At 57.8% G+C, this 20753-nt stretch carries 19 protein-coding genes; 7 read left to right on the top strand and 12 right to left on the bottom strand.

All coding sequences use genetic code 11. The features are described 5' to 3' along the window. Window positions 1–440 precede the first annotated feature (440 nt). Window positions 441–689, top strand: coding sequence for a DUF1158 domain-containing protein (locus RS584_RS05555; protein WP_003858875.1), 249 nt, complete (start codon window positions 441–443; stop codon window positions 687–689). Here the strand turns inward: RS584_RS05555 and RS584_RS05550 are convergent. Further along, a complete protein-coding gene (locus RS584_RS05550) occupies window positions 675–2243 on the bottom strand; it encodes an alpha/beta hydrolase-fold protein (protein ID WP_315749062.1) in 1569 nt (522 codons plus the stop codon). The two genes, RS584_RS05555 and RS584_RS05550, sit on opposite strands and share 15 nt — an antisense overlap. A gap of 123 nt (window positions 2244–2366) precedes the next feature. Between RS584_RS05550 and RS584_RS05545 the strand changes: the two genes are divergently transcribed. Next, on the top strand, window positions 2367–4511 hold the full coding sequence (locus RS584_RS05545; RefSeq protein ID WP_315749061.1) for a TonB-dependent siderophore receptor: 2145 nt from the start codon (window positions 2367–2369) through the stop codon (window positions 4509–4511). A gap of 106 nt (window positions 4512–4617) precedes the next feature. Here RS584_RS05545 and RS584_RS05540 read toward each other — a convergent pair whose 3' ends face one another. Then, complete coding sequence (locus RS584_RS05540; protein ID WP_003858880.1) at window positions 4618–4959, bottom strand: RamA family antibiotic efflux transcriptional regulator; 342 nt, start codon at window positions 4957–4959, stop codon at window positions 4618–4620. 32 nt (window positions 4960–4991) lie between these two features. Then, window positions 4992–6095 (bottom strand): RomA family MBL fold metallo-hydrolase, encoded by a 1104-nt coding sequence (locus RS584_RS05535; protein ID WP_315749060.1) that lies wholly within the window; start codon window positions 6093–6095, stop codon window positions 4992–4994. Between the two features lie 191 nt (window positions 6096–6286). Between RS584_RS05535 and RS584_RS05530 the strand changes: the two genes are divergently transcribed. From RS584_RS05530 to nfsB, 3 genes are all read left to right on the top strand, one after another. Beyond that, window positions 6287–6877: a TetR/AcrR family transcriptional regulator gene (locus RS584_RS05530; protein ID WP_003858882.1), complete on the top strand. Its 591-nt coding sequence runs from the start codon at window positions 6287–6289 to the stop codon at window positions 6875–6877. Continuing rightward, window positions 6867–7235, top strand: coding sequence for an MmcQ/YjbR family DNA-binding protein (locus RS584_RS05525; protein ID WP_003858883.1), 369 nt, complete (start codon window positions 6867–6869; stop codon window positions 7233–7235). Before RS584_RS05530 ends, RS584_RS05525 begins: the two co-directional genes overlap by 11 nt. Before the next feature lie 120 nt (window positions 7236–7355). Next, window positions 7356–8009 (top strand): oxygen-insensitive NAD(P)H nitroreductase, encoded by a 654-nt coding sequence (gene nfsB / locus RS584_RS05520; protein ID WP_003858884.1) that lies wholly within the window; start codon window positions 7356–7358, stop codon window positions 8007–8009. Between the two features lie 36 nt (window positions 8010–8045). On the opposite strand, the gene RS584_RS05515 is transcribed toward nfsB, so the two are convergent. The 3 genes from RS584_RS05515 to RS584_RS05505 all read right to left on the bottom strand — a co-directional run bounded on the left by RS584_RS05515 (window position 8046) and on the right by RS584_RS05505 (window position 9651). Next, on the bottom strand, window positions 8046–8333 hold the full coding sequence (locus RS584_RS05515) for a helix-turn-helix domain-containing protein (RefSeq protein WP_015571209.1): 288 nt from the start codon (window positions 8331–8333) through the stop codon (window positions 8046–8048). Next, on the bottom strand, window positions 8314–8643 hold the full coding sequence (locus RS584_RS05510) for a type II toxin-antitoxin system RelE/ParE family toxin (RefSeq protein ID WP_017382553.1): 330 nt from the start codon (window positions 8641–8643) through the stop codon (window positions 8314–8316). Before RS584_RS05510 ends, RS584_RS05515 begins: the two co-directional genes overlap by 20 nt. A 138-nt stretch (window positions 8644–8781) precedes the next feature. After that, window positions 8782–9651, bottom strand: coding sequence for a helix-turn-helix transcriptional regulator (locus RS584_RS05505; RefSeq protein WP_017382554.1), 870 nt, complete (start codon window positions 9649–9651; stop codon window positions 8782–8784). Between the two features lie 107 nt (window positions 9652–9758). Here RS584_RS05505 and RS584_RS05500 point away from each other — a divergent pair, with 107 nt between their 5' ends. Together RS584_RS05500 and RS584_RS05495 are read left to right on the top strand one after the other, a co-directional pair. Further along, on the top strand, window positions 9759–11195 hold the full coding sequence (locus tag RS584_RS05500; protein WP_193041770.1) for an MFS transporter: 1437 nt from the start codon (window positions 9759–9761) through the stop codon (window positions 11193–11195). A 67-nt stretch (window positions 11196–11262) separates the two neighbouring features. After that, entirely contained in the window at window positions 11263–12507 is a 1245-nt protein-coding gene (locus tag RS584_RS05495) for a mechanosensitive ion channel family protein (RefSeq protein WP_015571212.1), read from the top strand. On the opposite strand, the gene RS584_RS05490 is transcribed toward RS584_RS05495, so the two are convergent. The 6 genes from RS584_RS05490 to RS584_RS05465 all read right to left on the bottom strand — a co-directional run bounded on the left by RS584_RS05490 (window position 12508) and on the right by RS584_RS05465 (window position 20719). Next, window positions 12508–13479, bottom strand: coding sequence for a LacI family DNA-binding transcriptional regulator (locus RS584_RS05490; protein WP_015571213.1), 972 nt, complete (start codon window positions 13477–13479; stop codon window positions 12508–12510). Between the two features lie 75 nt (window positions 13480–13554). Next, window positions 13555–14697, bottom strand: a complete 1143-nt coding sequence (locus RS584_RS05485) for a Gfo/Idh/MocA family oxidoreductase (RefSeq protein ID WP_315749059.1) — start codon at window positions 14695–14697, stop codon at window positions 13555–13557. Continuing rightward, window positions 14690–15715 carry a sugar phosphate isomerase/epimerase family protein gene (locus RS584_RS05480; RefSeq protein WP_047717968.1) on the bottom strand — a complete coding sequence of 342 codons (1026 nt, stop codon included), beginning with the start codon at window positions 15713–15715 and terminating at the stop codon, window positions 14690–14692. The genes RS584_RS05485 and RS584_RS05480 overlap by 8 nt, the downstream gene beginning before the upstream one ends. 15 nt (window positions 15716–15730) lie before the next feature. Next, a complete protein-coding gene (locus RS584_RS05475) occupies window positions 15731–16966 on the bottom strand; it encodes an MFS transporter (RefSeq protein WP_015571216.1) in 1236 nt (411 codons plus the stop codon). A gap of 288 nt (window positions 16967–17254) precedes the next feature. Beyond that, window positions 17255–18643, bottom strand: a complete 1389-nt coding sequence (gene pheP, locus RS584_RS05470; RefSeq protein WP_252010907.1) for a phenylalanine transporter — start codon at window positions 18641–18643, stop codon at window positions 17255–17257. A 102-nt stretch (window positions 18644–18745) separates the two neighbouring features. After that, window positions 18746–20719, bottom strand: a complete 1974-nt coding sequence (locus tag RS584_RS05465) for a PhoX family phosphatase (protein ID WP_315749058.1) — start codon at window positions 20717–20719, stop codon at window positions 18746–18748. Between the last annotated feature and the right edge of the window lie 34 nt (window positions 20720–20753).

Here is a 20753-nt window from a genome sequence, read left to right as displayed (position 1 = left end):
GGCTTTAAATAATTCATTTTTAAGTCTTGCGGGTTAAATTGATCTACCGCAATATATTGACTACCCGGTTATTCAAAACTGATTAAAATTATTTCGACGCGTTGATTTTTACAAAATATTTCTAAACCAACACTAAACGAGGAGGAAGCATGTTTGGTATTTATCGCGGACGGCGTCTGGCGTTATACATTGTCGCAGCCATTGTTATTGCGACGTTAATTGGATATAGCACCTATAGCTTTGTAAAATTATTTTCGTGAGAAAGACGTTTATTTACATAACGCGATATTAATTTAATCGCCCCGAAAATATTACCTATTTTCTGTTATTCATTCGCAGAATAACGGTGGCCTTTTACCCAATTTTGCCAGCGGGGATGATATTGCTTTACGTTTCAGGATGCCGGACAATGACATTTTTAACTGACGATTAACATTACGATGAAACACCCGTTAGAATCGCTGCTCACCGCAGGGGGCATTTTGCTGATGGCCCTGCTCTCCTGCCTGCTGTTACCCGCGCCGTCGTTGGGTCTGGTGCTGGCGCAGAAGCTGGTTCAGACCTTTCATATGGTCGATCTGAATCAGCTGTACACCATTCTGTTCTGTCTGTGGTTTTTGGTGCTCGGCGCCATCGAATTCTTTATCCTGCGTTTCATCTGGCGCCGCTGGTTTTCACTGGCGTCGTAAGCCAGTGAGATCGCGCATCCCGTGGATCAGCGCTTCACACCAGGCCGCGTAGTCGTGGCCGCTGGATGAGGGGTGGAAGCTGACGCGGTAGCCTTTATTCCTCAGCACCTGTTCAAAATCCTGCGTGGTGCGATAGATGCCGCCACCCGGCCCCGTGGTTTCAAACTTCCCGGCCTGTAACCAGAAACGCACCGGATAAGGTGGAGACTGTTGGTATTGACGCGTCAGCCAGCCGGGGGCGTCGCCTTCTGGCGCCCACCAGTAAGAACCGGAAAGGCTCAGCACGTTGCCAAACAGGCGCGGATAGCGCAGCGCCACCCATGAAGAGGCAATTCCCCCGTAGCTTGATCCTGCCAGTACGGTTTTCTGCCGCTGCAAGCCGATGCCCTTCCCCCGCAGCCACGGCAGCAGCTCGTGCGCCATAAAGTCAGCAAAATCCGGGTTTGGCGGCAGCTCGTTGCCGCGACGGGCGTGATCGAGGCTGTCGATAAACACCACGTTAATCGGAGGCAGGTGATGTCGGGCAATCAGACCGTCCAGCACGTTGGCAAAATGGTATTCGTCCTGATAAACCTGTCCGTCGAAAAGGATGAGCGTCCAGCGTGCAGGCTGTGCGCCGCGCGGTTGGTAGATCATCACGTCGCGGGCATTGCCGAGAATGTTGCTGCTCAGCCTCTGGCGGCTCAACGTCCCGTGCACCAGCGGCTGTGCCGTAGCCCGAACGGAGCAGTAGCGCGCCGGGCTGAGATCGAGCAGAGAATAGCGATTCCAGCGATCGGTCTTCTGCTCCCCAAAGCTATTCGGGTTAAGCGGATCGGCCTGCGCGCTCACCAGGATGGCGCGGCGTTGATCGCGGGCAGAGCCTTCAACGATCGGCACATCGGGGGCGAGCTTGTACTGCATCACCGTATCAGCGGGGACCACGTAGCTGCGGAACCAGACGTCGCTGTTGCCCAGACGGAACAGCGGATCGTGATCCCCCGCCGGAGAGCCGAGAATGAAGACGTTATCCCGCGCGCCGCGCCACAGAAAGGTCACCCGCTTATGGCTCGCATCTACCGGCTCCACCATCGGCGTTCCCTGTCGACGCTGCGCCTGCCAGAACGCCTCGGTACTTCCACCGGCAGAAATGACGTTTGCCAGCGCCTTCAGCGTCGGGCTTTCTGGCGCCAGCATCTGCACGCGTGGTAACGGAGAGGTCTCTTTCATCCGCCACTGAAAACGCCACGGCTTGCCAGCTTCGCCGTGTAGCACCAGCGAGGTGTTCTGTTTCACCGGCAGGGCAAACAGCAGCGTGTGTTCCCCGTCCGCAGGACCGTTTTCGATCAGCGTGCGGATGCGACGGTTTTGCCCATCCAGCAGGCGCGCATCCGTCACGCCATGCAGCGTGGCGGAAACGTAATTTTCATCCAGCTCGGGCAGGGAGAAGCAGACTTCGCCGCTGGCATCAAACTTTCCCTGAACATCGCCCTGCCGGGACGACTGCTCGCACGTTGCCGCCACGGCGGGCAGCGCGCCGATCCCCAACAGCAACCCACTCCATACCCTCTTCATTACCGCTTGTTCCCCAACGAAATTTGTTAACAACGCTAATGCAAATGGTAATAATTTGCAATATCATCAACGGCGTTTTACCGGTGTTTTTATGGCGATAGCAACCAAGGACGTTCAATAAAAATGTTTAAAAATAATAAGATAATGCAGCTCTGGCTGCTGAGTCTGGCGACGACCAGCGTCGCGGCTCAGGCAGAAACGAAAGAAGAAACGATTACGGTGACGCAGGGCGTGAGTGAAGAGCCCACTGCGCCCGTAAAAGGCATTGTGGCGACGAAAACGCTCTCCGCCACCAAGACCAGCGCGGAGATCGTGAAGACGCCGCAGTCGGTATCAGTGATCACCCGCGATCAGATGAACATGCAGGACGTCACCTCCGTTTCGCAGGCGCTGCGCTACTCGGCGGGCGTGTTTACCGAGTACCGGGGCTCGTCTAACCGTAACGACGAGGTGTTTGTGCGCGGCTTTAGCTACGTGCCGAAATTCCTCGACGGCTTAAGCTTTGGCGCAACGGCTTCCTCACAGACGGGCACAGTTGACCCGTGGCTGCTGGAGCGCGTGGAGCTGGTGCGCGGCCCGGCGTCGGTGCTGTTTGGACAGGTGAATCCGGGCGGATTAATCAGCATGACCAGCAAGCGCCCGACGGCGGAGGCCATTCACAACGTGCAGTTCCGCACCGGCAATAACGATCTCGCCGAAGGTGCGTTTGATTTCGGCGGCAAGCTGAGCGACGACGGCCGCGTGCTGTATCGCGTGAACGGTATCGCCCGTACGCAGCATAATCAGGTGGACGATTATAAAGAGACGCGGATGGCGATTGCCCCGGCGATCACCTGGTACCCGAACGATCAGACCCGCTTTACGCTGCTGATCAGCTACCAGAAAGATCCGGATGCCGGATACCGCAACTTCCTGCCCGCGTATGGCACGGTGAAAAGTGCCGACGGGAAGTACATCCCGCGCGACTTTAACGTCAGCGATCCGAATTACAATCAATCCTGGCGCGAGCAGACGATGATTGGCTACGAGCTGGAACACCAGTTCGCCGACAACCTCACCTTCCGCCAGAACGCCCGTTACGCCACCATCAAGCAGAAATATCGTTATCTGGTTTACGCCAACAGCGCGGCCAACAGCACGGTGTTGACCCGTCGCGCCCAGCGTGAAGAGCGCACGACCAACGAATTTGGCCTTGATAACCAGCTGGAATATCTGCTGGAGACCGGAAGCGTCAACCACACCCTGCTCGGCGGGTTTGATTACAAGACCAGTAAGGATAAACAGCTGCTGGCGCGCGGGAGCGGCTCACAGTATGACCTCGACTGGACAAACCCGGTTTACGGCGTGAACGTGGATGAAAGTACCTTCAAAACGGCCACCGACGAGCAGCAAAATCTCGACCAGATGGGCCTGTATCTTCAGGATCAGATGAGCTGGAACAACTGGGAGTGGCTGGTTTCCGGGCGCTACGACTGGAGCGAAGTGCGTACCAACGACTTCACCGATAACAGCTTTACGCAGCAGAACGACAGCAAATTTACCTGGCGCACTGGCCTGCTGTACGCGTTTGATTCTGGCCTGTCGCCGTACATCAGCTACAGCACCTCGTTTGAACCGAACCTGCAAACCAACCGTGCGCCGGGCGTTGCGCCATTCAGGCCTACTACCGGGGAGCAGACCGAGATTGGCGTGAAATATCAGCCGGTCGACACCACGCTGATGACCCTGGCGCTGTACGATTTGACTCAGGACAACGTAGCGACCTATAACAGCGCTGAAGGCTGGTTCGAAAATGCGGGCAAGGTGCGTTCGAAAGGCGCTGAAGCGGAAATCCACGCCACGCTGATGGATAACATCAACCTGATTGGCTCCTACACTTACACCGATGCAAAAACCGAAAGCACCACGGTGGCGGGAACTGAAGGCAAAACGCCTGCGCGCATTCCAGCGCATATGGCATCGGCGTTCGCCAGCTATACCGTTCCGGGCGGAGCGCTGAAGAGCCTGACCGCTGGCGTGGGGATGCGCTACATCGGCACCAGCTACGGCGATGCGAAGAACACCTTCAAGGTGCCATCGGTGGATCTGTATGACGCGATGCTGCGCTACGATCTGGGCGAGATGAACCGCAGCCTGAAAGGGGCAAGCGTGCAGTTCAACGTTAATAACGTGGCAGACACGAAGTATGTGGCGTCGTGCGCAAGCGATACGGCGTGCTTCTACGGGATTGGCCGGACGGTGACGGCGACGGTGAATTACAGCTGGTAAGCATGGTGCGGTCTGATCCCCTCACCCTAACCCTCTCCCCAAAGGGGAGAGGGGACGATTACACCCTCGCCCCTTTGGGGAGAGGGCCGGGGTGAGGGGATGTTTTTCAGTGCGCCCGACCGTGGTTTTCTTTGCGATACGCCCCGGGCGGCTGGTTGAAGGTGCGGGTAAAGATGCGGGTAAACGTCTGCTGCGAGTCAAACCCGTAGCGCAGGCAGATATCGTACACGCGCTCGTCTGACTCACGCAGATCGCGCGCCGCCATCAGCAGCTTGCGTTCGCGGATGTAGCGCCCCAGACTTTCGCCTTTGTACTGCATAAACAGCCGCTGTAAATGCCATTTTGAGTAACCCGCATGGCGGGCAATCTCTTCGATGCGTAACGGCTGGTGTAGATTGTCATCAATCCATTCGACAATCGTATCAATGACCTGAGCGGAAATCGTCATACTGCTCTCCCCCTCTGCTTCTCGCTTAAACATTATTCCCACCACTCGCGAAATTGTTGCGTGGTATCACTCACCCGCACGGGCTCGCCCAGCTCCGGCGTCAGCAGCCGGTAGTTTTTATCCTTACTGGCTTTCGCCAGCTGGATCAGTGGATCGTTCCAGGTATGTTTCGCCAGCACAAAACGCCCGTTATGTCCCGGTACGACCGCTTTGGCATTGAGATCTGCCGAGGCCTGCGCCGTTTCTGCCGGGTGCATATGGATGTACTTCCAGTCCTGGTCGTACTGGCCGTTTTCCATGATGGCTAAGTCAACTCCGCCAAACTGCTCGCCAATCGCTTTGAAGTGCGGGCCGTAACCGGAGTCTCCGCTGTAGTAGACCTTTCGCTCTGGGGTGACAAACATAAAGCTGCCCCACAGGGTCTGGTTACGCTTAATGCCGCGCCCGGAAAAATGGCGCGCCGGCAGAACGTGCACCGTCAGCGTATCGCTGATATGCACCGACTGGTTCCAGTCCCGCTCGTCGATAATCTCAGGGTTCATCCCCCAGTAGCGCAGATGCGACCCCACGCCCAGCGGGATGACCACGTGCTTAACCTTCGGCAGCAGCGCCTTGATGGTGGCGTAATCCAGATGGTCATAGTGATCGTGGGAGATAATCAGCAGGTCGATCTCCGGCATGCTCTCCGCACGCCACGGGTACTCCCCCGCAAACGCTTTATTGAGGAAGGAGAACGGTGCGGCGTAGCTACTCAGAACCGGATCGATCAGGATGCGTTTCCCCGCCAGCTGCATATACCAGGAGGAGTGGCCGAGCCACACCAGCGTGTCCTGTTCAGGCGACAGGCTCGCCAGATCGGTTTTCACCAGCGGCAGCGGCTGCGCAGGACGGGCGTTTTCGGTTTTACGGGTAAGGAACTGCCACCACGCCACCAGCATATTTTGTTGCCCGGTAAAGCCCGGCGTAGGGAGCGTGTTATGGAATTGCCCGTCGCGATAGTGCGGAGAGGCTTCCACTTCAGAGAGCTGCGCACCCTGCGGTGGCTGGCCAAATCCGGCATTCAGTACAAACGGTAAACTGGCAGCTGAAGCAATAATCATGACTAACACCACGCAGATGAATAGAGGCTTTTTCATTTCCTGACCCGCCTACGCGCCCCATCCGATGGTTTGCGCGGGTGACACTTGATTATGAGTGAGTAAGCACTCATTATAGATAGGATGATTACGCCGTCAAGAAGGTTTTCGTTCTTTGACATTCCGCGTTGCAGCGTATCAAGGCTCGTGTTTCAATCAGGGCTTTTACAATTGACGGGAGGAAAAATTTAGTGGCACGTCCGAAGAGTGAAGATAAAAAACAGGCCTTACTGGAAGCAGCAACGGCTGCGTTTGCGCAGTCAGGTATTGCCGCCTCAACGGCGTTAATTGCCCGTAATGCGGGCGTCGCTGAAGGGACACTGTTTCGCTACTTTGCTACCAAAGACGATCTGCTGAATGCCCTCTACCTGCATCTGAAGCAGGATCTCTGCCAGACCATGCTGGCGAATCTCGATCGCACCATCACCGAGCCAAAAGAGCATACCCGCAATATCTGGAACAGCTATGTAGACTGGGGCATTCGTAACCCCCTGGCGCATGCGGCTATCCGCCAGATTGGCGTCAGTGAAAAGCTGAACGCCGAAACCGAGCAGGCGGTGAAAGACATGTTCCCTGAACTGCATGAACTGTGTCGTCGTTCGATCCGCCCGGTGTTTATGTCTGACGAGTTTAAGACCTTCGGTGATGCAATGTTCTTATCGCTGGCTGAAACCACCATGGAGTTTGCCGCGCGCGATCCGTCCCGTGCCGTCGATTTTAAAGCGCTGGGCTTTGAAGCCATGTGGCGCGGGCTTGCTGAGGAAGATAACCATGGACAGTAAATCCTTGCAGGAACATGCCAGACGCGTCGCGCTGGAGATGCCTTTTACCGAACATTGCTGGCCGTTTGGCCCGGAGTATGACGTGTTTAAGGTGGGCGGGAAAATTTTTATGCTGATGGCGACCGCACACGGTCGGGCCCACGTCAGCCTGAAATCCGATCCGGAAAAATCGCTGCTCAATCAGCAGATCTACCGTGGCGTGGAGCCCGGTTACCATCTGAATAAAAAACACTGGATCTCACTTTATGGCACGGACGACATCACGCCTGAACTGGTCACCGACCTGATTACGGATTCGTGGAATCTGGTCGTTGATAAACTGCCGAAAAAAGATCAGAAGTGGATTCGGCCAGCCTGATTGTTCGTCTGAGACGAACAGAATAAGCGCTCGAATCGCACTTATCTTTTCCCGCTTCGCGCGGTAATCTGCTTTCCTTTCACGCCCGCCCGCGGGCGAATTTCATCACCAGGAGTTGTTATGGATATTATTTCTGTCGCCCTGAAACGCCACTCTACCAAGGCGTTCGACCCAGCCAAAAAACTGACCGCAGAAGAAGCGGAAAAAATCAAAACGCTGCTGCAATACAGCCCGTCCAGCACCAACTCCCAGCCGTGGCACTTTATTGTTGCCAGCACTGAAGAGGGTAAAGCGCGCGTGGCAAAATCCGCGGCGGGCACCTATGTGTTTAACGAACGCAAAATGCTGGATGCCTCTCACGTGGTGGTGTTCTGCGCGAAAACCGCGATGGACGATGCCTGGCTTGAGCGCGTTGTCGATCAGGAAGAGGCTGACGGCCGTTTCGCCACGCCAGAAGCAAAAGCCGCGAACCACAAAGGCCGCTGCTATTTTGCCGACATGCACCGCGTGGATCTGAAAGATGACGACCAGTGGATGGCGAAGCAGGTTTACCTGAACGTCGGCAACTTCCTGCTGGGCGTGGCCGCGATGGGCCTGGATGCGGTACCCATCGAAGGGTTTGACGCCGCGATCCTCGACGAAGAGTTTGGCCTGAAAGAGAAAGGCTTCACCAGCCTGGTGGTGGTCCCGGTCGGGCATCACAGCGTGGAAGATTTCAACGCCACGCTGCCGAAATCTCGCCTGCCGCTGAGCACGATTGTGACTGAATGCTAAGCGCTTCTGGCACGCCGGCTATCGGCGTGCCCGTTTTCAGTAAAGCGTTATCTGCGGATGCTTTACCCCGCACACCAGCGCATAACGCGTTAATGTATCGAGACTCGCCCGGGTAATATTTGCTTCCATTCGTGATACCGTCGGTGCGCTGACGCCCATCCGCTCCGCCACCTGGGCGCGCGTCAGACCAGCATGATTGCGCCATTGCGCCAGCATCTCCCGCAGGCGTTCCTTGCGCTCTTCTGCATCAAAGGAAGCCTGAACTTCTGAATCGCTTAACAGTTCAGCTCTGAGTTCGTCCCAGTCAATAATCTTTTTGCTCATCCAACATCTCCTGTTGTCGTTTCAGTGCCAGACGGAGTTCAGCAGAGGGCGTTTTTTGCGTCTTCTTGATAAACACCCGCAGCAGAAAAATGGTTCTTTCCCGCTGATAAACGTAGATCCCACGAGTATGGATCAGCCCGACGGTTCGGATTTCGAACAAACCATTGGGTAAGGGTTTGCTGTCAGGTTCACGCAATACTGTCGGGTTGTTGCGTAATTTATCAAGCTGGCGAATCAGCTTCGCCTGTACTCCCGCAGGCAATGAGAGGATCTCCTCCCTGACTGCCGCATGAACGATAAGTCTGAACACTGTATTTCATCCCTGATAATATTAGCATGTAAGGCAATTTGCATTAAAGGCTAATTTTGCCTTTCGTGATTCACCTTACCAGCTTATTCCAGGCAGGACCGGATCCGCGTTGATTCCCTGAAAGCCCCTCGCAAAAACTTATTTCCCCTGCTCCGCCAGCCACGCCATCGCCCTCTCCCCTGCCTCATCCACGGGTAAATAGACCAGCAGCCGCGATCCGTTTCGCGGCGCAGAGTACCAGTACATCTGCTGGAGATGAAAATCCCCCAGCTCGGGATGGGTGAACAGCTTGAGCTGGTTCTCCACGCCGCGCACGTCGTTACGCTGGTGCCACAGGGTTTTGAACTCTTCGGACACCGCAAAAAAACGCGCCAGCTTCGCTTCCCAGAGCGGGTCGCCCCGGTGCTCAGCCATGGCCGCGCGGAAGTAGGAGACGAAAATCGGCAGCACGTCGTCACGTTTGCCGAGCCGCGCGCGCCACGCCGGATGGGTGAGGAACAGGTAAATACAGTTGCGATCTTCCGGCGGGATGGCGTTGAAATCGACGCCCATCAGGTGGCCGAAGCTGTCGTTCCACGCCACGATATCGAAATTCGGTTTCTGAATACTGGCAGGTTTCGGCATCAAGGTATCCAGCAGGCGACGCGTGCCTTCGCTGATCCCCTCGCAGCACACCGCCTGCGGGGCTTCGCCCGGCGGCAAACCGGCGAGCACAAAAAGATGCCGGGCTTCGGTCGGGGTGCATTGCAGCGCTTTTGCGATGGCGGCCATCACCGCGCTGGACGGATTGACGTCCCGGCCCTGCTCCAACCAGGTGTACCAGGTCACCCCCACGTCGGCGAGCATCGCCACCTCTTCCCGGCGCAGGCCCGGCGTGCGGCGGCGGCCGCTGCGCGGTAAGCCGAGCCGCTGCGGATCGAGGCTTTCGCGCCGGGCTCGCAAAAACGCGCCCAACTGCTTGCGGGTGTCATCCTGGAGAGAGGTGACAGGTTCAGACATCAGCGCCATAACATCTCCTGCATGGTAGTGTCAGTACCAGTATAAGCAAGAACTGGTACCCGTTTATCAGATGGTTGATGCTACGACTCTACGCTGTTTGACGCAATGGAGTCACCATGAATACGTCAGTTGTTTCACCGGGTCGTGCGGGCCTGATATTGCTGTTAACCGGCCAGATGCTGCCGCTGATTGATACCTCAATCACCAACGTGGCGCTGGATTCCATCACCCATTCGTTACACGCCACCGCCACCGAACTGGAGCTGATCGTCGCCCTCTACGGCGTGGCCTTTGCCGTCTGCCTGGCCCCCGGCAGCAAGCTGGGTGATAACCTTGGCCGCCGTCGCCTGTTTATGTGGGGCGTGGCGTGTTTTGGCCTGGCCTCGCTGCTGTGCGGCATGGCGGGCAATATCGAACAGTTGCTTGGCGCGCGCATTATGCAGGGTGCGGGCGCCGCGCTGATCATGCCGCAAATTCTCGCGACGTTGCATGTGACGTTAAAAGGAACGGCACACGCCAGAGCGATCAGCCTGTTCGGGGGTATCGGCGGAATTGCGTTTATCGTCGGCCAGATGGGTGGCGGCTGGCTGGTGTCGGCGGACATCGCCGGGCTGGGCTGGCGCAACGCCTTCTTTATCAACGTGCCGATTTGTCTGGTGGTGCTGGCGCTGAGCCGTCGCTACGTTCCGGAAACCCGCCGCGACTCGCCGTCGCGCATTGACTGGACCGGGACTGTCCTGCTGACGGCAATACTGTGCTGTCTGCTGTTCCCGATGGCGCTCGGCCCGCAGTGGCACTGGTCGTGGCCGCTGAAGGCCGCACTGCTGGCGATTGTGCCGCTGGCCTGTTTGATGGTGCTGAACGCGCGCAAAAAAGAGCGTGAGAATGCCCACCCGCTCATCGCGCCGCGCCTGTTGCAGTTGCGCAGCATCCGCTTTGGCGTGCTGATCGGGATACTCTTTTTCAGCGTCTGGTCCGGGTTCATGTTCTGTATGGCGCTGACCATGCAAAGCGGTCTGGGGATGGCGCCGTGGCAGTCCGGGAACAGCTTTATCGCGCTTGGCGTCACCTATTTTATTTCTGCCTGGTTCGCCCCACGCCTGATTGCCCGCTACAGCACCAGCGCCATCCTGCTGACCGGGCTTGCGATTCAGCTTGTCGGCCTGGTGGCGTTGATCGCCACGTTCCGTCACTGGGGAATGCAGAATACCGCGCTGACGCTGGCCCCGGCCACCGGGCTGGTGGGTTACGGGCAGGCGCTGATTGTAAACAGCTTCTACCGTATCGGGATGCGCGATATTCAGCCTGACGACGCGGGGGCCGCGAGCGCGATTTTAAGCACGCTGCAACAGGCTGCGCTGGGGCTTGGCCCGGCCATTTTCGGCGCGATTTTGCTGCACGGGCTGCAAAATCATCACGGAGATTATACCCAGGCGGTCAACGTCTTCCTGATGGTGGAAACGGCCATGATGGTGGTGCTGGCGCTGGTCACGCTGCGTATGCGTCATCGTCTGTGTTTACCGGTCGTCAAGGCCTGTCCGGCGACAAAATAAAACTGCCTGAATTTGCATAATAGATCCGCAGCCGCCATTATGGGGCTGCATCAATACAGGAGACGTTATGCAGGAATTAATTGCTCAGGTTGAAGAGTTAGGGATTGAAATTAATCACACCACCTCTTTAGTGATTATCTTTGGTATTATTTTTCTTACGGCCATTATCGTTCATTTTATTCTGCACAAAGTGGTGCTGCGCGCATTCGAGAAACGCGCCCAGGCCAGCAGTCATTTATGGTTGCAGATCATTACGCAGAACAAATTATTTCACCGTCTGGCGTTTACCCTCCAGGGGATAATCGTCAACGTTCAGGCGGTTCTGTGGCTGCAAAAAGGCAGCGAAGCGGCGGAATTACTCACCACCTGCGCGAAATTGTGGGTGATGGTTTATGCCCTGCTCTCCTTCTTCTCGTTGCTGGACGTGATTTTCAATCTGTCGCAGAAAATGGCTACCGCCTCGCAGCTGCCGCTGAAGGGGATATTCCAGGGCGTTAAGCTGGTGAGTGCCATTCTGGTGGGGATACTGATTATCTCCCTGCTGATCGGTCAGTCACCCGCCATTCTGATAAGCGGCCTGGGTGCGATGGCTGCCGTTCTGATGCTGGTCTTTAAAGACCCGATACTGGGCTTAGTGGCGGGCATTCAGCTCTCCGCCAACGACATGCTCAAGCTCGGCGACTGGCTGGAGATGCCGAAGTACGGCGCCAACGGCACGGTGACCGACATCGGCCTGACCACCGTTAAAGTGCGCAACTTCGATAACACCATCACCACCATCCCGACCTGGGCGCTGGTGTCCGATGCGTTCATCAACTGGAGCGGCATGTCCGCCTCCGGTGGCCGCCGCATTAAGCGCAGCCTGAACATCGATACCACCAGCATTCATTTCCTCGACGAGCAGGAGCAGCAGAAACTGATTCAGGCGAAACTGCTGAAGCCGTATCTGGCGGCGCGTCATGAGGAAATTAACCTGTGGAATCAGCAGAACGGCGAAGGGGAATCGGTATTAAACCTGCGCAAGATGACCAATATCGGCACCTTCCGTGCCTACCTGAATGAATATCTGCGTAACCACCCGCGCATTCGCAAAGATATGACGCTGATGGTGCGCCAGCTCGCGCCGGATGCCAACGGGCTGCCGATTGAAATATATGCCTTTACCAACACGGTGATCTGGGCGGAATACGAAGATATTCAGGCCGACATCTTCGATCATATTTTCGCGGTGGTAGATGAATTTGGCCTGCGTATTCACCAGTCGCCAACCGGAAACGATATTCGCTCGCTGGCTGGCGTCATCGCCAGATAATCAGGAGCTGGCGCGGGAAATAAAGCGCCAGTCCATCATGACCCTTTCCGTGGGCGCATCCGGGTTGTCGATCTTATTTAACAGCAGATTGACCGCCTTGCGCCCGATATCCCGCGACGGCTGTTCAATAGTGGTGAGTGAAATCATCTCCGCCAGCTCGGTGCCGTCAAAGCCGACCACCGCGATATCTTCTGGCACCCGCAGCCCTGCCTGCTGAATGGCGCGCAGCGCCCCCGCCGCCAGCGTATCGGAAACGGCAAACACCGCATCCGGCGGGTTTGCTTTTAACAGGTTTTGCATCGCCGCCATGCCCGCACCGGAGCTGAGCTCACTGGCGTACTCCACCGCCTGATAATCCAGATCCCGCAGGTGTATGACGCTCTTATAGCCGCGCTCGCGCAGACGGGCATATTTGTAGCTGAGGTCGTGGTTGATGAGCGCAATGCGTTTGCGTCCCCCGTCGGCAAGCTGGCTGACAACGTGCTGGGAGGCATCAACATCATTAATCCCCACGCAGGAGACCGCGCCCGCATCGGCGTATTCAGCGCACTGCACCCACGGCGCGTTGCCAATCAGCGCGGCCAGCTCCGGCAGTTTCGAGAATGCATCCATGGTGATAATGCCGTCGACGATTTTGCCGGAGAGCAGGCTTAAGCCCGAGCGGGAGCGCTCAATATCCGAGCCGGAGTTGCACAGCAGAATGCGATAGCCGTTCTTTTCTGCCTCGGCTTCAATGCCCTTCACCACTTCGGCGCAGAACGGGTTGGCGATGTTCGAGACCATCACCAGGATCATATAGCTGCGGGCGGTGCGCAGCTGACGCGCCAGCAGATTGGGCTGATAGTTACTCTCCTGGATCGCCTGCAAAACGCGCTCGCGGTTTTTCGCCTTCACGGTATCGCTGTTATTCAGTACGCGGGAGACCGTTGCCACGGATACCCCGGCCAGTTGAGCGATTTTCTGAATTGACATAGCGACGATACATCCTGCGGTTAGCGTTTTGTGCAGGCTACCATAAATTGATTGCCCGGCGAACCGGGCAATACGTCAGTATTCCACGCGCACCCAGCGCTGCTGCTGATGACTTTTCACAATCGCATCAATGATATACATCACACAGGCGCCATCGTGGAAGGTGGCAAACTGCGGATTATCCGGCATCGCGCCCGCCTGCACGGCACGGTAAAACTGCGCCATCATATTTTTAAAGGCATCCGGCCAGCCTTCAATGTGCCCGCCGGGGAAGTGGGCGCTGTCGGCCACGTCACGGTTCATCAGGCCCGGATCGTCGCTGAGTATCTGGTTTGCCCGGGCGCGATGGCCGACCCACAGCTGCTGCGGGATTTCCTGATCCCACGCCACCGACTGCCCGCTACCGTTAATTTCAAAGGTCAGGCGATTTTTTCGCCCCGCGCTCACCTGCGAGACGCTAAAGCTGCCCTTGCTGCCGTCGTCAAAGCGGAACAGCACCGAGCCAAAGTCTTCGGTGGTGACCGGTTTGTCTTCATACTCCGCCTGTTCGTCATGGGAGAAGGTCTGATGACCGCCCGCGCTGGCCTTGCGCGTTGGCCAGACGGTGGATAAATCAGCCATCACCTCGGTAATACGCCTGCCGGTCACATACTGTACCGTATCGCACCAGTGGGAGCCGATATCCGCCACCGCCCGCGACGCGCCGCCGAGCGCGGCATCCACCCGCCAGTTGTAGTCGGTTTCCAGCAGCATCCAGTCCTGTAAATAGCTGCCGTGCGAAGCAAACAGCCGCCCGAGGCTGCCCGCACGCATCATGCTCGCCGCCTGGCGCACCATCGCAAACTGGCGATAGACAAAACTCACGCCATGCACCACGCCTGCCTGCTCCGCCAGCGCCACCAGCTCGCGCGCCTCGTCCGGCGTCATGCACAGCGGCTTTTCGGAAAACACGTGCTTGCCCGCACGCAGGATCTGGCGGTTAATCTCCGCGTGCAGGTGGTTTGGCGTGCAGTTGTGCACCGCGTGCAGATTAGGGAGCGCGAGCAGTTCCTCCACGCTGGCACAGGCGTGCGGCACATTGAGCTGGTGCGCCTTTTCCTGCGCCTTAACGAGCGAGCCGTCACAGAGCGCGGCCACCTGCACAAACCCGAGACGCCTTAGCGCCTCGATATGTGCCGGGCCAATAAACCCGCTGCCGATAATCCCGACGTTAATCATGGCTGCCCCCTGCGGCGAAATCATCAAACGCCCGTCCGGAAACCGGGATGATATGACGGCGGATAAATTCACTGCCCTCACTCGCGCCGGTATCGCCATCCTTCAGGCAGCACTCCCACTCCAGCACCGCCCAGCCGTCGTAGTCGTACTGGGTCAGCTTGCTGAAAATGCCCTTAAAGTCGATCTGTCCGTCGCCGGGCGAGCGGAAGCGTCCGGCGCGGTTGATCCACGGCTGGTAGCCGCCGTAGACGCCGCTGCGCCCGCTGGGGCGGAACTCGGCGTCCTTCACGTGGAACGCTTTAATGCGCGCATGGTAGATATCGATAAAGGCCAGATAGTCCATCTGCTGGAGCAGCATATGGCTTGGATCGTAGAGAATATTACAGCGCGGATGGTTATCGACCAGCGCCAGAAAACGCTCGAAGGTGACGCCGTCGTGCAGATCTTCCCCCGGATGCAGCTCAAAGCAGACGTCCACGCCCTGCTCGTCGAAGGTATCCAGAATCGGCCGCCAGCGGGCTGCCAGCTCCCCGAATGCATCCTGAAAACGCTGCTCGTTGTGCGGCGGCCACGGGTAGAAAAACGGCCAGGCCAGCGATCCGGAGAAGGTGGCGTGTGCTTTCAGGCCTAATCGGGCCGAGGCGACCGCCGCCTGCTTCAGCTTTTCCGTCGCCCACGCCTGACGCGCCGCCTCGTTACCGCGCACGGAAGCAGGGGCGAAGTGGTCAAACGCCTCGCTGTAAACCGGGTTTACCGCAACAAGCTGCCCTTCCAGATGGGTCGACAGCTCGCTGATGACCAGCCCATGCGCGGCCAGCCTGGCGGTGATGTCGTCGCAGTAGGCCTGACTCTCTGCGGCTTTCTCCACATCAAAAATATGCGGATGGTTGCAGGGGATCTGCACCGCTTTGTAACCCTTCCCCGCCGCCCATCCTGCCAGCCCGTCGAGCGTGTTGAAGGGCGCTTCCCCGCCAATAAACTGCGACAGAAAAATGCCCGGTCCTTTCATTGTCCTCATACCACCTCCTGAACGTTACGCCTTGTCATCGTCATACTTAAACGTGAGAAGGAAAATCAGCGCGATCGCCGCGGCAGCCACCGCCGGGATCCACCAGAATGTGACCCACGCCTGCGGCACGGTCTGTCCTGCCACCAGGCGGTTGTAGAGCGCGCCGGAAATCTGCGAGCCGAGCAGCATGCCGATGCCGTAGGTGAACATCACGATCATGCTCTGCGCCTGGCCTTTGACCTTTTCGCCCGCCACGCGGTCGGTGTAGATAAAGCCAACGACAAAGAAGAAATCGTAGCAGACGCCGTGGAGCAGAATGCCGAGATACAGCAGAATGCGCCCCTCCTCGCTGACGCCCAGCGCGAACATGGCATAACGCACGAACCACGCCAGCATGCCGATCAGCAGCATATATTTCACGCCCAGGCGGCGGAACAGCAGAGGAATAACCAGCATGAAGACGATCTCAGACATCTGCCCGAAGGACATGGCGGTGCTGACGTCGGCAATGCCGGCATCCGCCAGATACGAGGCGGTGTAGGCGTAATAGGTGCCGAGCGGGACGGAGATCAGCATCGCGCAGACGGAGAAGACGAAGAAGTGGCGGGTTTTGAGCAGCGCGAAGGCGTCCGCGCAGAAGAGATCCCGCACCTTTACCGGCAGGCCTTTCGCCGGGGCGGGCGTGTGCGGCAGCGTCAGGCTGTAGATCGCCAGCAACACGGAGCTGACCGCCGCCACCTGGAAGATGGTGACGCTGGACGCCACGCCGGTGACGCCGATGAAAATGCCCGCCGCGATCCAGCCGATGGTGCCGAACACGCGCACTACCGGGAAGGTTTTATCCACGTTCGCCAGACTGTGAAACGCAATGTTGTTGGTCAGCGCCAGCGTCGGCATATAGCAGAGCGTGTAGCCAAACAGCAGGCCAATCAGCAGCGCGCCGTTCTCAGCAATCAACGCCCCCGGCACGAACCAGAGGATCGCCGCGCCCGCGAGGTGCATCACCGCCATCACCTTCTGCGAGGCGAAGAAGCGGTCCACCAGCATCCCGAGCACGAACGGCGAAAGAATGGAAGCGATGGGTCCGGCAGAGAACGCGTCGCCAATCAGCAAAGACATGTTGTGCCGGGTCATCACCAGGCCAAGCGTGACCGACCAGCTACCCCAGATAAAAAATTGCAGAAACATCATCAGCGACAGACGCGGCACCAGCAGCCGGTGCTGCGTTATCGCCTTTTCACTACTCTCAGTTGACACCATGATAAGCCTCACCCGGAAAAAGTAATCGATTACAAATTCGTTCAAATGAAAAGTAATCGATTACAAAACAAAGATCCTGTGGATCAAAACAGAATTGGGAGGGGAGTCACGATAAAGGTGAAGGGGAGGTGCCGGGTGACGGCTGCGCCTTACCCGGCCTCCGAACATGTAGGCCCGGTAAGCGCAGCGCCACCGGGCGTGAAGGCGGGCAGTGTGGTGCGGTCTGGTTTGGTGCGGTCTGGTGCCCTCGCCCCGGCCCTCTCCCACAGGGAGAGGGAGAAAACCGCGCTACTTTTTACGTGAGAGCTTAAACGCAATAAACAGGAACACCACCCACACCGGCAGCAGCATCGCTGACAGGCGCATCTCATCCATGGTGCACATCAGCACCAGAATCAGCCCGAGGAAAGCGATACAGAGGTAGTTCCCCGCCGGGTAGAGCAGCGCCTTGAACTGCGTCTCGCGCCCCTTGCGGCGCATCGCCGCCCGGAAGCGCAAGTGCGCCAGGCAGATCATGATCCAGTTCAGCAGCAGCGTGGCGACAACCAGCGCCATCAGCAGGCCAAACGCCTCTTTCGGCAGCAGATAGTTGATCAGCACCACCAGCGAGGTGATAGCGCCAGAAAGGAACAGCGAATTGATCGGCACGCCGCGACGGCTGACGCGGGTGAGGAACTTCGGCGCGTTGCCCTGTACGGAGAGGCCAAACAGCATGCGGCTGTTGGAGTAAACCCCGCTGTTGTAAACCGACAATGACGCCACGAGAATGACGAAGTTGAGCGCCGAAGCCACCACGTTGCTGTTCAAATCGTGGAAGATCATCACGAACGGGCTACTGTCAGATTTCACTTCTACCCACGGATAGAGCGCCAGCAGCACCACCAGCGAGCCGATATAGAACAGCAGGATACGGTACACCACCTGGTTGACCGCTTTCGGAATGCTTTTGTGCGGATCGCGCGCTTCAGCCGCGGTGATGCCAATCAGCTCCAGCCCGCCGAAGGAGAACATAATGACCGCCAGCGACAGGATCAGCCCTTTCCAGCCGGTCGCCAGAAAGCCGCCGTGCTGCCACAGGTTGTCGATGCTTGCACGCTCGCCGCCGTGACCGGAGAACAGCAGCCACAGGCCAAAGCCGATCATGCCAATAATCGCCAGCACCTTGATCAGCGCAAACCAGAACTCGGTCTCGCCATACAGGCGCACGTTCACAAGGTTAACGGCGTTAATGATGATGAAGAAGGCCGCGGCCCAAATCCACGTTGGCACGTCCGGGAGCCAGTACTGCATATAGATGCCGGCGGCGGTCAGCTCTGCCATGCCCACCAGCACGAACATCACCCAGTAGTTCCAGCCGGAGAGGAAGCCTGCGAACGGCCCCCAGTATTTATAGGCAAAGTGTGCGAAGGAGCCGGACACCGGCTCTTCAACGACCATCTCGCCGAGCTGGCGCATGATCAGGAAGGCAATAATCCCGGCGATAGCGTAACCCAGCAGAACCGCCGGGCCAGCCATTTGAATGGCGGGGCCGATGCCGAGAAACAGCCCGGTACCGATCGCGCCGCCGAGGGCAATTAACTGAATATGTCGATTTTGCAAACCACGTTGCAGCGTCGGACTCTGATCCGACGAAGCTTCAGCGCTACCACGGCCTGAAGCGGATGACGCGTCTTTCACGCCCTACCCCTGTCTCTTTTTTAGAAGGGGCACGTTTTAACACTTCATGCTGGTGGTAGCAAGCTTAACGCCGGGCCAGCGCATGCGCCCGGCGGATAAACGTCACGACCCGATGATCCCGCCGTCCGCTTTGGTAATCACCACCGTTGACGATCGCGGACGCCCGTTCGGGCTGGCGTCTGGCCAGTTGGAAACAGCGCGCGGATTGGCCGGGTCGGTAATATCATCCCCGCCCTCCCCCGGATGCTGAATGTTGATAAACAGCGTGCGGTTGTCCGGCGTAAACGCAATGCCGGTGATTTCACATCCGCGCGGCCCGGTCAGAAAACGGCGATACTCGTTGGTGCCCGGAATGGTGGCGACCATCTGGTTATTGCCCATCCCCTCGTACGCTTTCTTATTGATGGTGCTGGAGGAGACGTCGGTCTGGATCCACAGGACGCCCTGGTGATCGAACGACAACCCATCCGGGCTGCCGAATGCCGCGCCCTGCATGGAGCCTTTGGCCTTCGGATCGTCGCCGTCGGTACGCCCGGCCATAACCAGAATATCCCACTTAAAGCGTGCGGCGGCAGGATCGGCACCCTCTTCGTGCCAGTGCATGATGTGACCAAACACGTTGTTGGCGCGCGGGTTAGCGGCATCGACCGGCGCCTTCCCCTCCTTCCCGCGATCGCTGTTGTTGGTGAGCGTACAGTAGACGCTGCCGCTGGCGTGCGGATCGACGGCAATCCACTCGGGACGATCCATTTTCGTTGCCCCCACCGCGTCGGCCGCCAGGCGGGTTTTGATCAGCAGATCGCCCTGGCTTTCAAACCCGTTGCTTTTATCCAGGCCATTTTGCCCGAAGATCAGCGGCAGCCAGTCGCCGCTTCCGTCCTGGTTGAACCTGGCGACGTACAGCGTGCCGGACGTCAGCAGCTGCATATTGGCTTCCCGGTTCGCGGGATCGTATTTTTTGTCGGAGACAAACTTATAGATGTACTCAAACTTCTGGTCGTCGCCCATGTAGACCACCACGCAATTATCGGCGGCGAGCGTGACGGCTGCCCCCTCATGCTTGAAGCGGCCCAGCGCGGTGTGCTTGCGAGGCGTGGAGGTCGGGTTGTAGGGATCGATCTCCACCACCCAGCCGAAACGGTTGGGTTCGTTAGGGGTTTTATCGACGCTGAACCGCTCATCCACCTCGTTCCAGCGATAGGACTCATCGCTGTCGCTGATGCCGTAGCGTTTTTCCAGCGGTTTGAGATCGGCTTTTTTCACAAAAATGTCCGACCAGTTCTCCTCGCAGGTGAGATAGGTGCCCCACGGCGTGTGGCCGTTGGCGCAGTTCTGCATGGTGCCCAGAACGCGTTCCCCCTGCGGATCGGCGGCGGTTTTCATTAAATCCTGATGCCGCGCCGGGCCGGTAAGCTGCATCGGCGTATTGACGGTAATACGCCGGGCGAAGGAAGACGGACGCACCACCTCCCAGCCGCAGCCCGTTTTTTTCACTTCCACCACCGACACGCCCATCGCGTTCTGCCCCTTGCGGGCTTTGTCGAGGCTCCAGTTCGCCGTACCGTCGGTAAACAGCATCCCGTTATCGATGTATTCATGGTTCAGCGCCAGCAGGCCATGCTCCGGGTTTTGCGCCCCCTGCGGCAGACTAAACCACGCCATGCCGTCGTGGTGCATGCCCGCCTGCACAGCCTGTTCGTCTGTGGTATTGCTGGCGTCCGGCTTAAATGCCGGCATGTTGTCTTTGATCCCCGTCGGATCACCCCAGCGATAGAACGGGCGGGCAATATAGCCTTCTGGCACCCTGACCGTGTCTTCCGTGGAGACGTCGATGCTGGTAAAGCCCAGGGAAACTGCTTTTGCCAGCGCGGAAGGCTTCGATACCGCGGCAATGGCATTTTCGGGTGTGATCAGATACGGGAATGATACGGCGGCCCCCGCTACGGCCCCCATCTGGAGAAAACGGCGGCGGGAGAGGAACACCTCTGCAACCTCGGAGAATACCGGGTTAGCGCTGCGGTTACTGATATCGTCGCGATGTTCTTTTTTAAATACGGATTTGAGGGGTCTGCCCATAGCGGCTTCCTGTCATTGGCCAAGAGGTAAGGAT

Origin of the sequence: Enterobacter sp. DTU_2021_1002640_1_SI_PRY_ASU_LCPMC_013, assembly GCF_032389435.1 — a bacterium.
Lineage (GTDB): Bacteria > Pseudomonadota > Gammaproteobacteria > Enterobacterales > Enterobacteriaceae > Enterobacter > Enterobacter hormaechei_C.
This window is presented reverse-complemented; position numbering and strand designations above follow the sequence as displayed.

What these genes read in the sequence shown, in the direction of transcription:
- RS584_RS05555 (WP_003858875.1), top strand. Translation starts at nt 441, where the DNA reads ATGAAACACCCGTTAGAATCGCTGCTCACCGCAGGGGGCATTTTGCTG.
- RS584_RS05525 (WP_003858883.1), top strand. Translation starts at nt 6,867, where the DNA reads ATGGACAGTAAATCCTTGCAGGAACATGCCAGACGCGTCGCGCTGGAG.
- RS584_RS05540 (WP_003858880.1), bottom strand. Translation starts at nt 4,959, where the DNA reads ATGACGATTTCCGCTCAGGTCATTGATACGATTGTCGAATGGATTGAT.
- RS584_RS05500 (WP_193041770.1), top strand. Translation starts at nt 9,759, where the DNA reads ATGAATACGTCAGTTGTTTCACCGGGTCGTGCGGGCCTGATATTGCTG.
- RS584_RS05490 (WP_015571213.1), bottom strand. Translation starts at nt 13,479, where the DNA reads ATGTCAATTCAGAAAATCGCTCAACTGGCCGGGGTATCCGTGGCAACG.
- RS584_RS05545 (WP_315749061.1), top strand. Translation starts at nt 2,367, where the DNA reads ATGTTTAAAAATAATAAGATAATGCAGCTCTGGCTGCTGAGTCTGGCG.
- RS584_RS05495 (WP_015571212.1), top strand. Translation starts at nt 11,263, where the DNA reads ATGCAGGAATTAATTGCTCAGGTTGAAGAGTTAGGGATTGAAATTAAT.
- RS584_RS05550 (WP_315749062.1), bottom strand. Translation starts at nt 2,243, where the DNA reads ATGAAGAGGGTATGGAGTGGGTTGCTGTTGGGGATCGGCGCGCTGCCC.
- RS584_RS05535 (WP_315749060.1), bottom strand. Translation starts at nt 6,095, where the DNA reads ATGAAAAAGCCTCTATTCATCTGCGTGGTGTTAGTCATGATTATTGCT.
- RS584_RS05485 (WP_315749059.1), bottom strand. Translation starts at nt 14,697, where the DNA reads ATGATTAACGTCGGGATTATCGGCAGCGGGTTTATTGGCCCGGCACAT.
- RS584_RS05515 (WP_015571209.1), bottom strand. Translation starts at nt 8,333, where the DNA reads ATGAGCAAAAAGATTATTGACTGGGACGAACTCAGAGCTGAACTGTTA.
- nfsB (WP_003858884.1), top strand. Translation starts at nt 7,356, where the DNA reads ATGGATATTATTTCTGTCGCCCTGAAACGCCACTCTACCAAGGCGTTC.
- RS584_RS05480 (WP_047717968.1), bottom strand. Translation starts at nt 15,715, where the DNA reads ATGAGGACAATGAAAGGACCGGGCATTTTTCTGTCGCAGTTTATTGGC.
- RS584_RS05475 (WP_015571216.1), bottom strand. Translation starts at nt 16,966, where the DNA reads ATGGTGTCAACTGAGAGTAGTGAAAAGGCGATAACGCAGCACCGGCTG.
- RS584_RS05465 (WP_315749058.1), bottom strand. Translation starts at nt 20,719, where the DNA reads ATGGGCAGACCCCTCAAATCCGTATTTAAAAAAGAACATCGCGACGAT.
- RS584_RS05505 (WP_017382554.1), bottom strand. Translation starts at nt 9,651, where the DNA reads ATGGCGCTGATGTCTGAACCTGTCACCTCTCTCCAGGATGACACCCGC.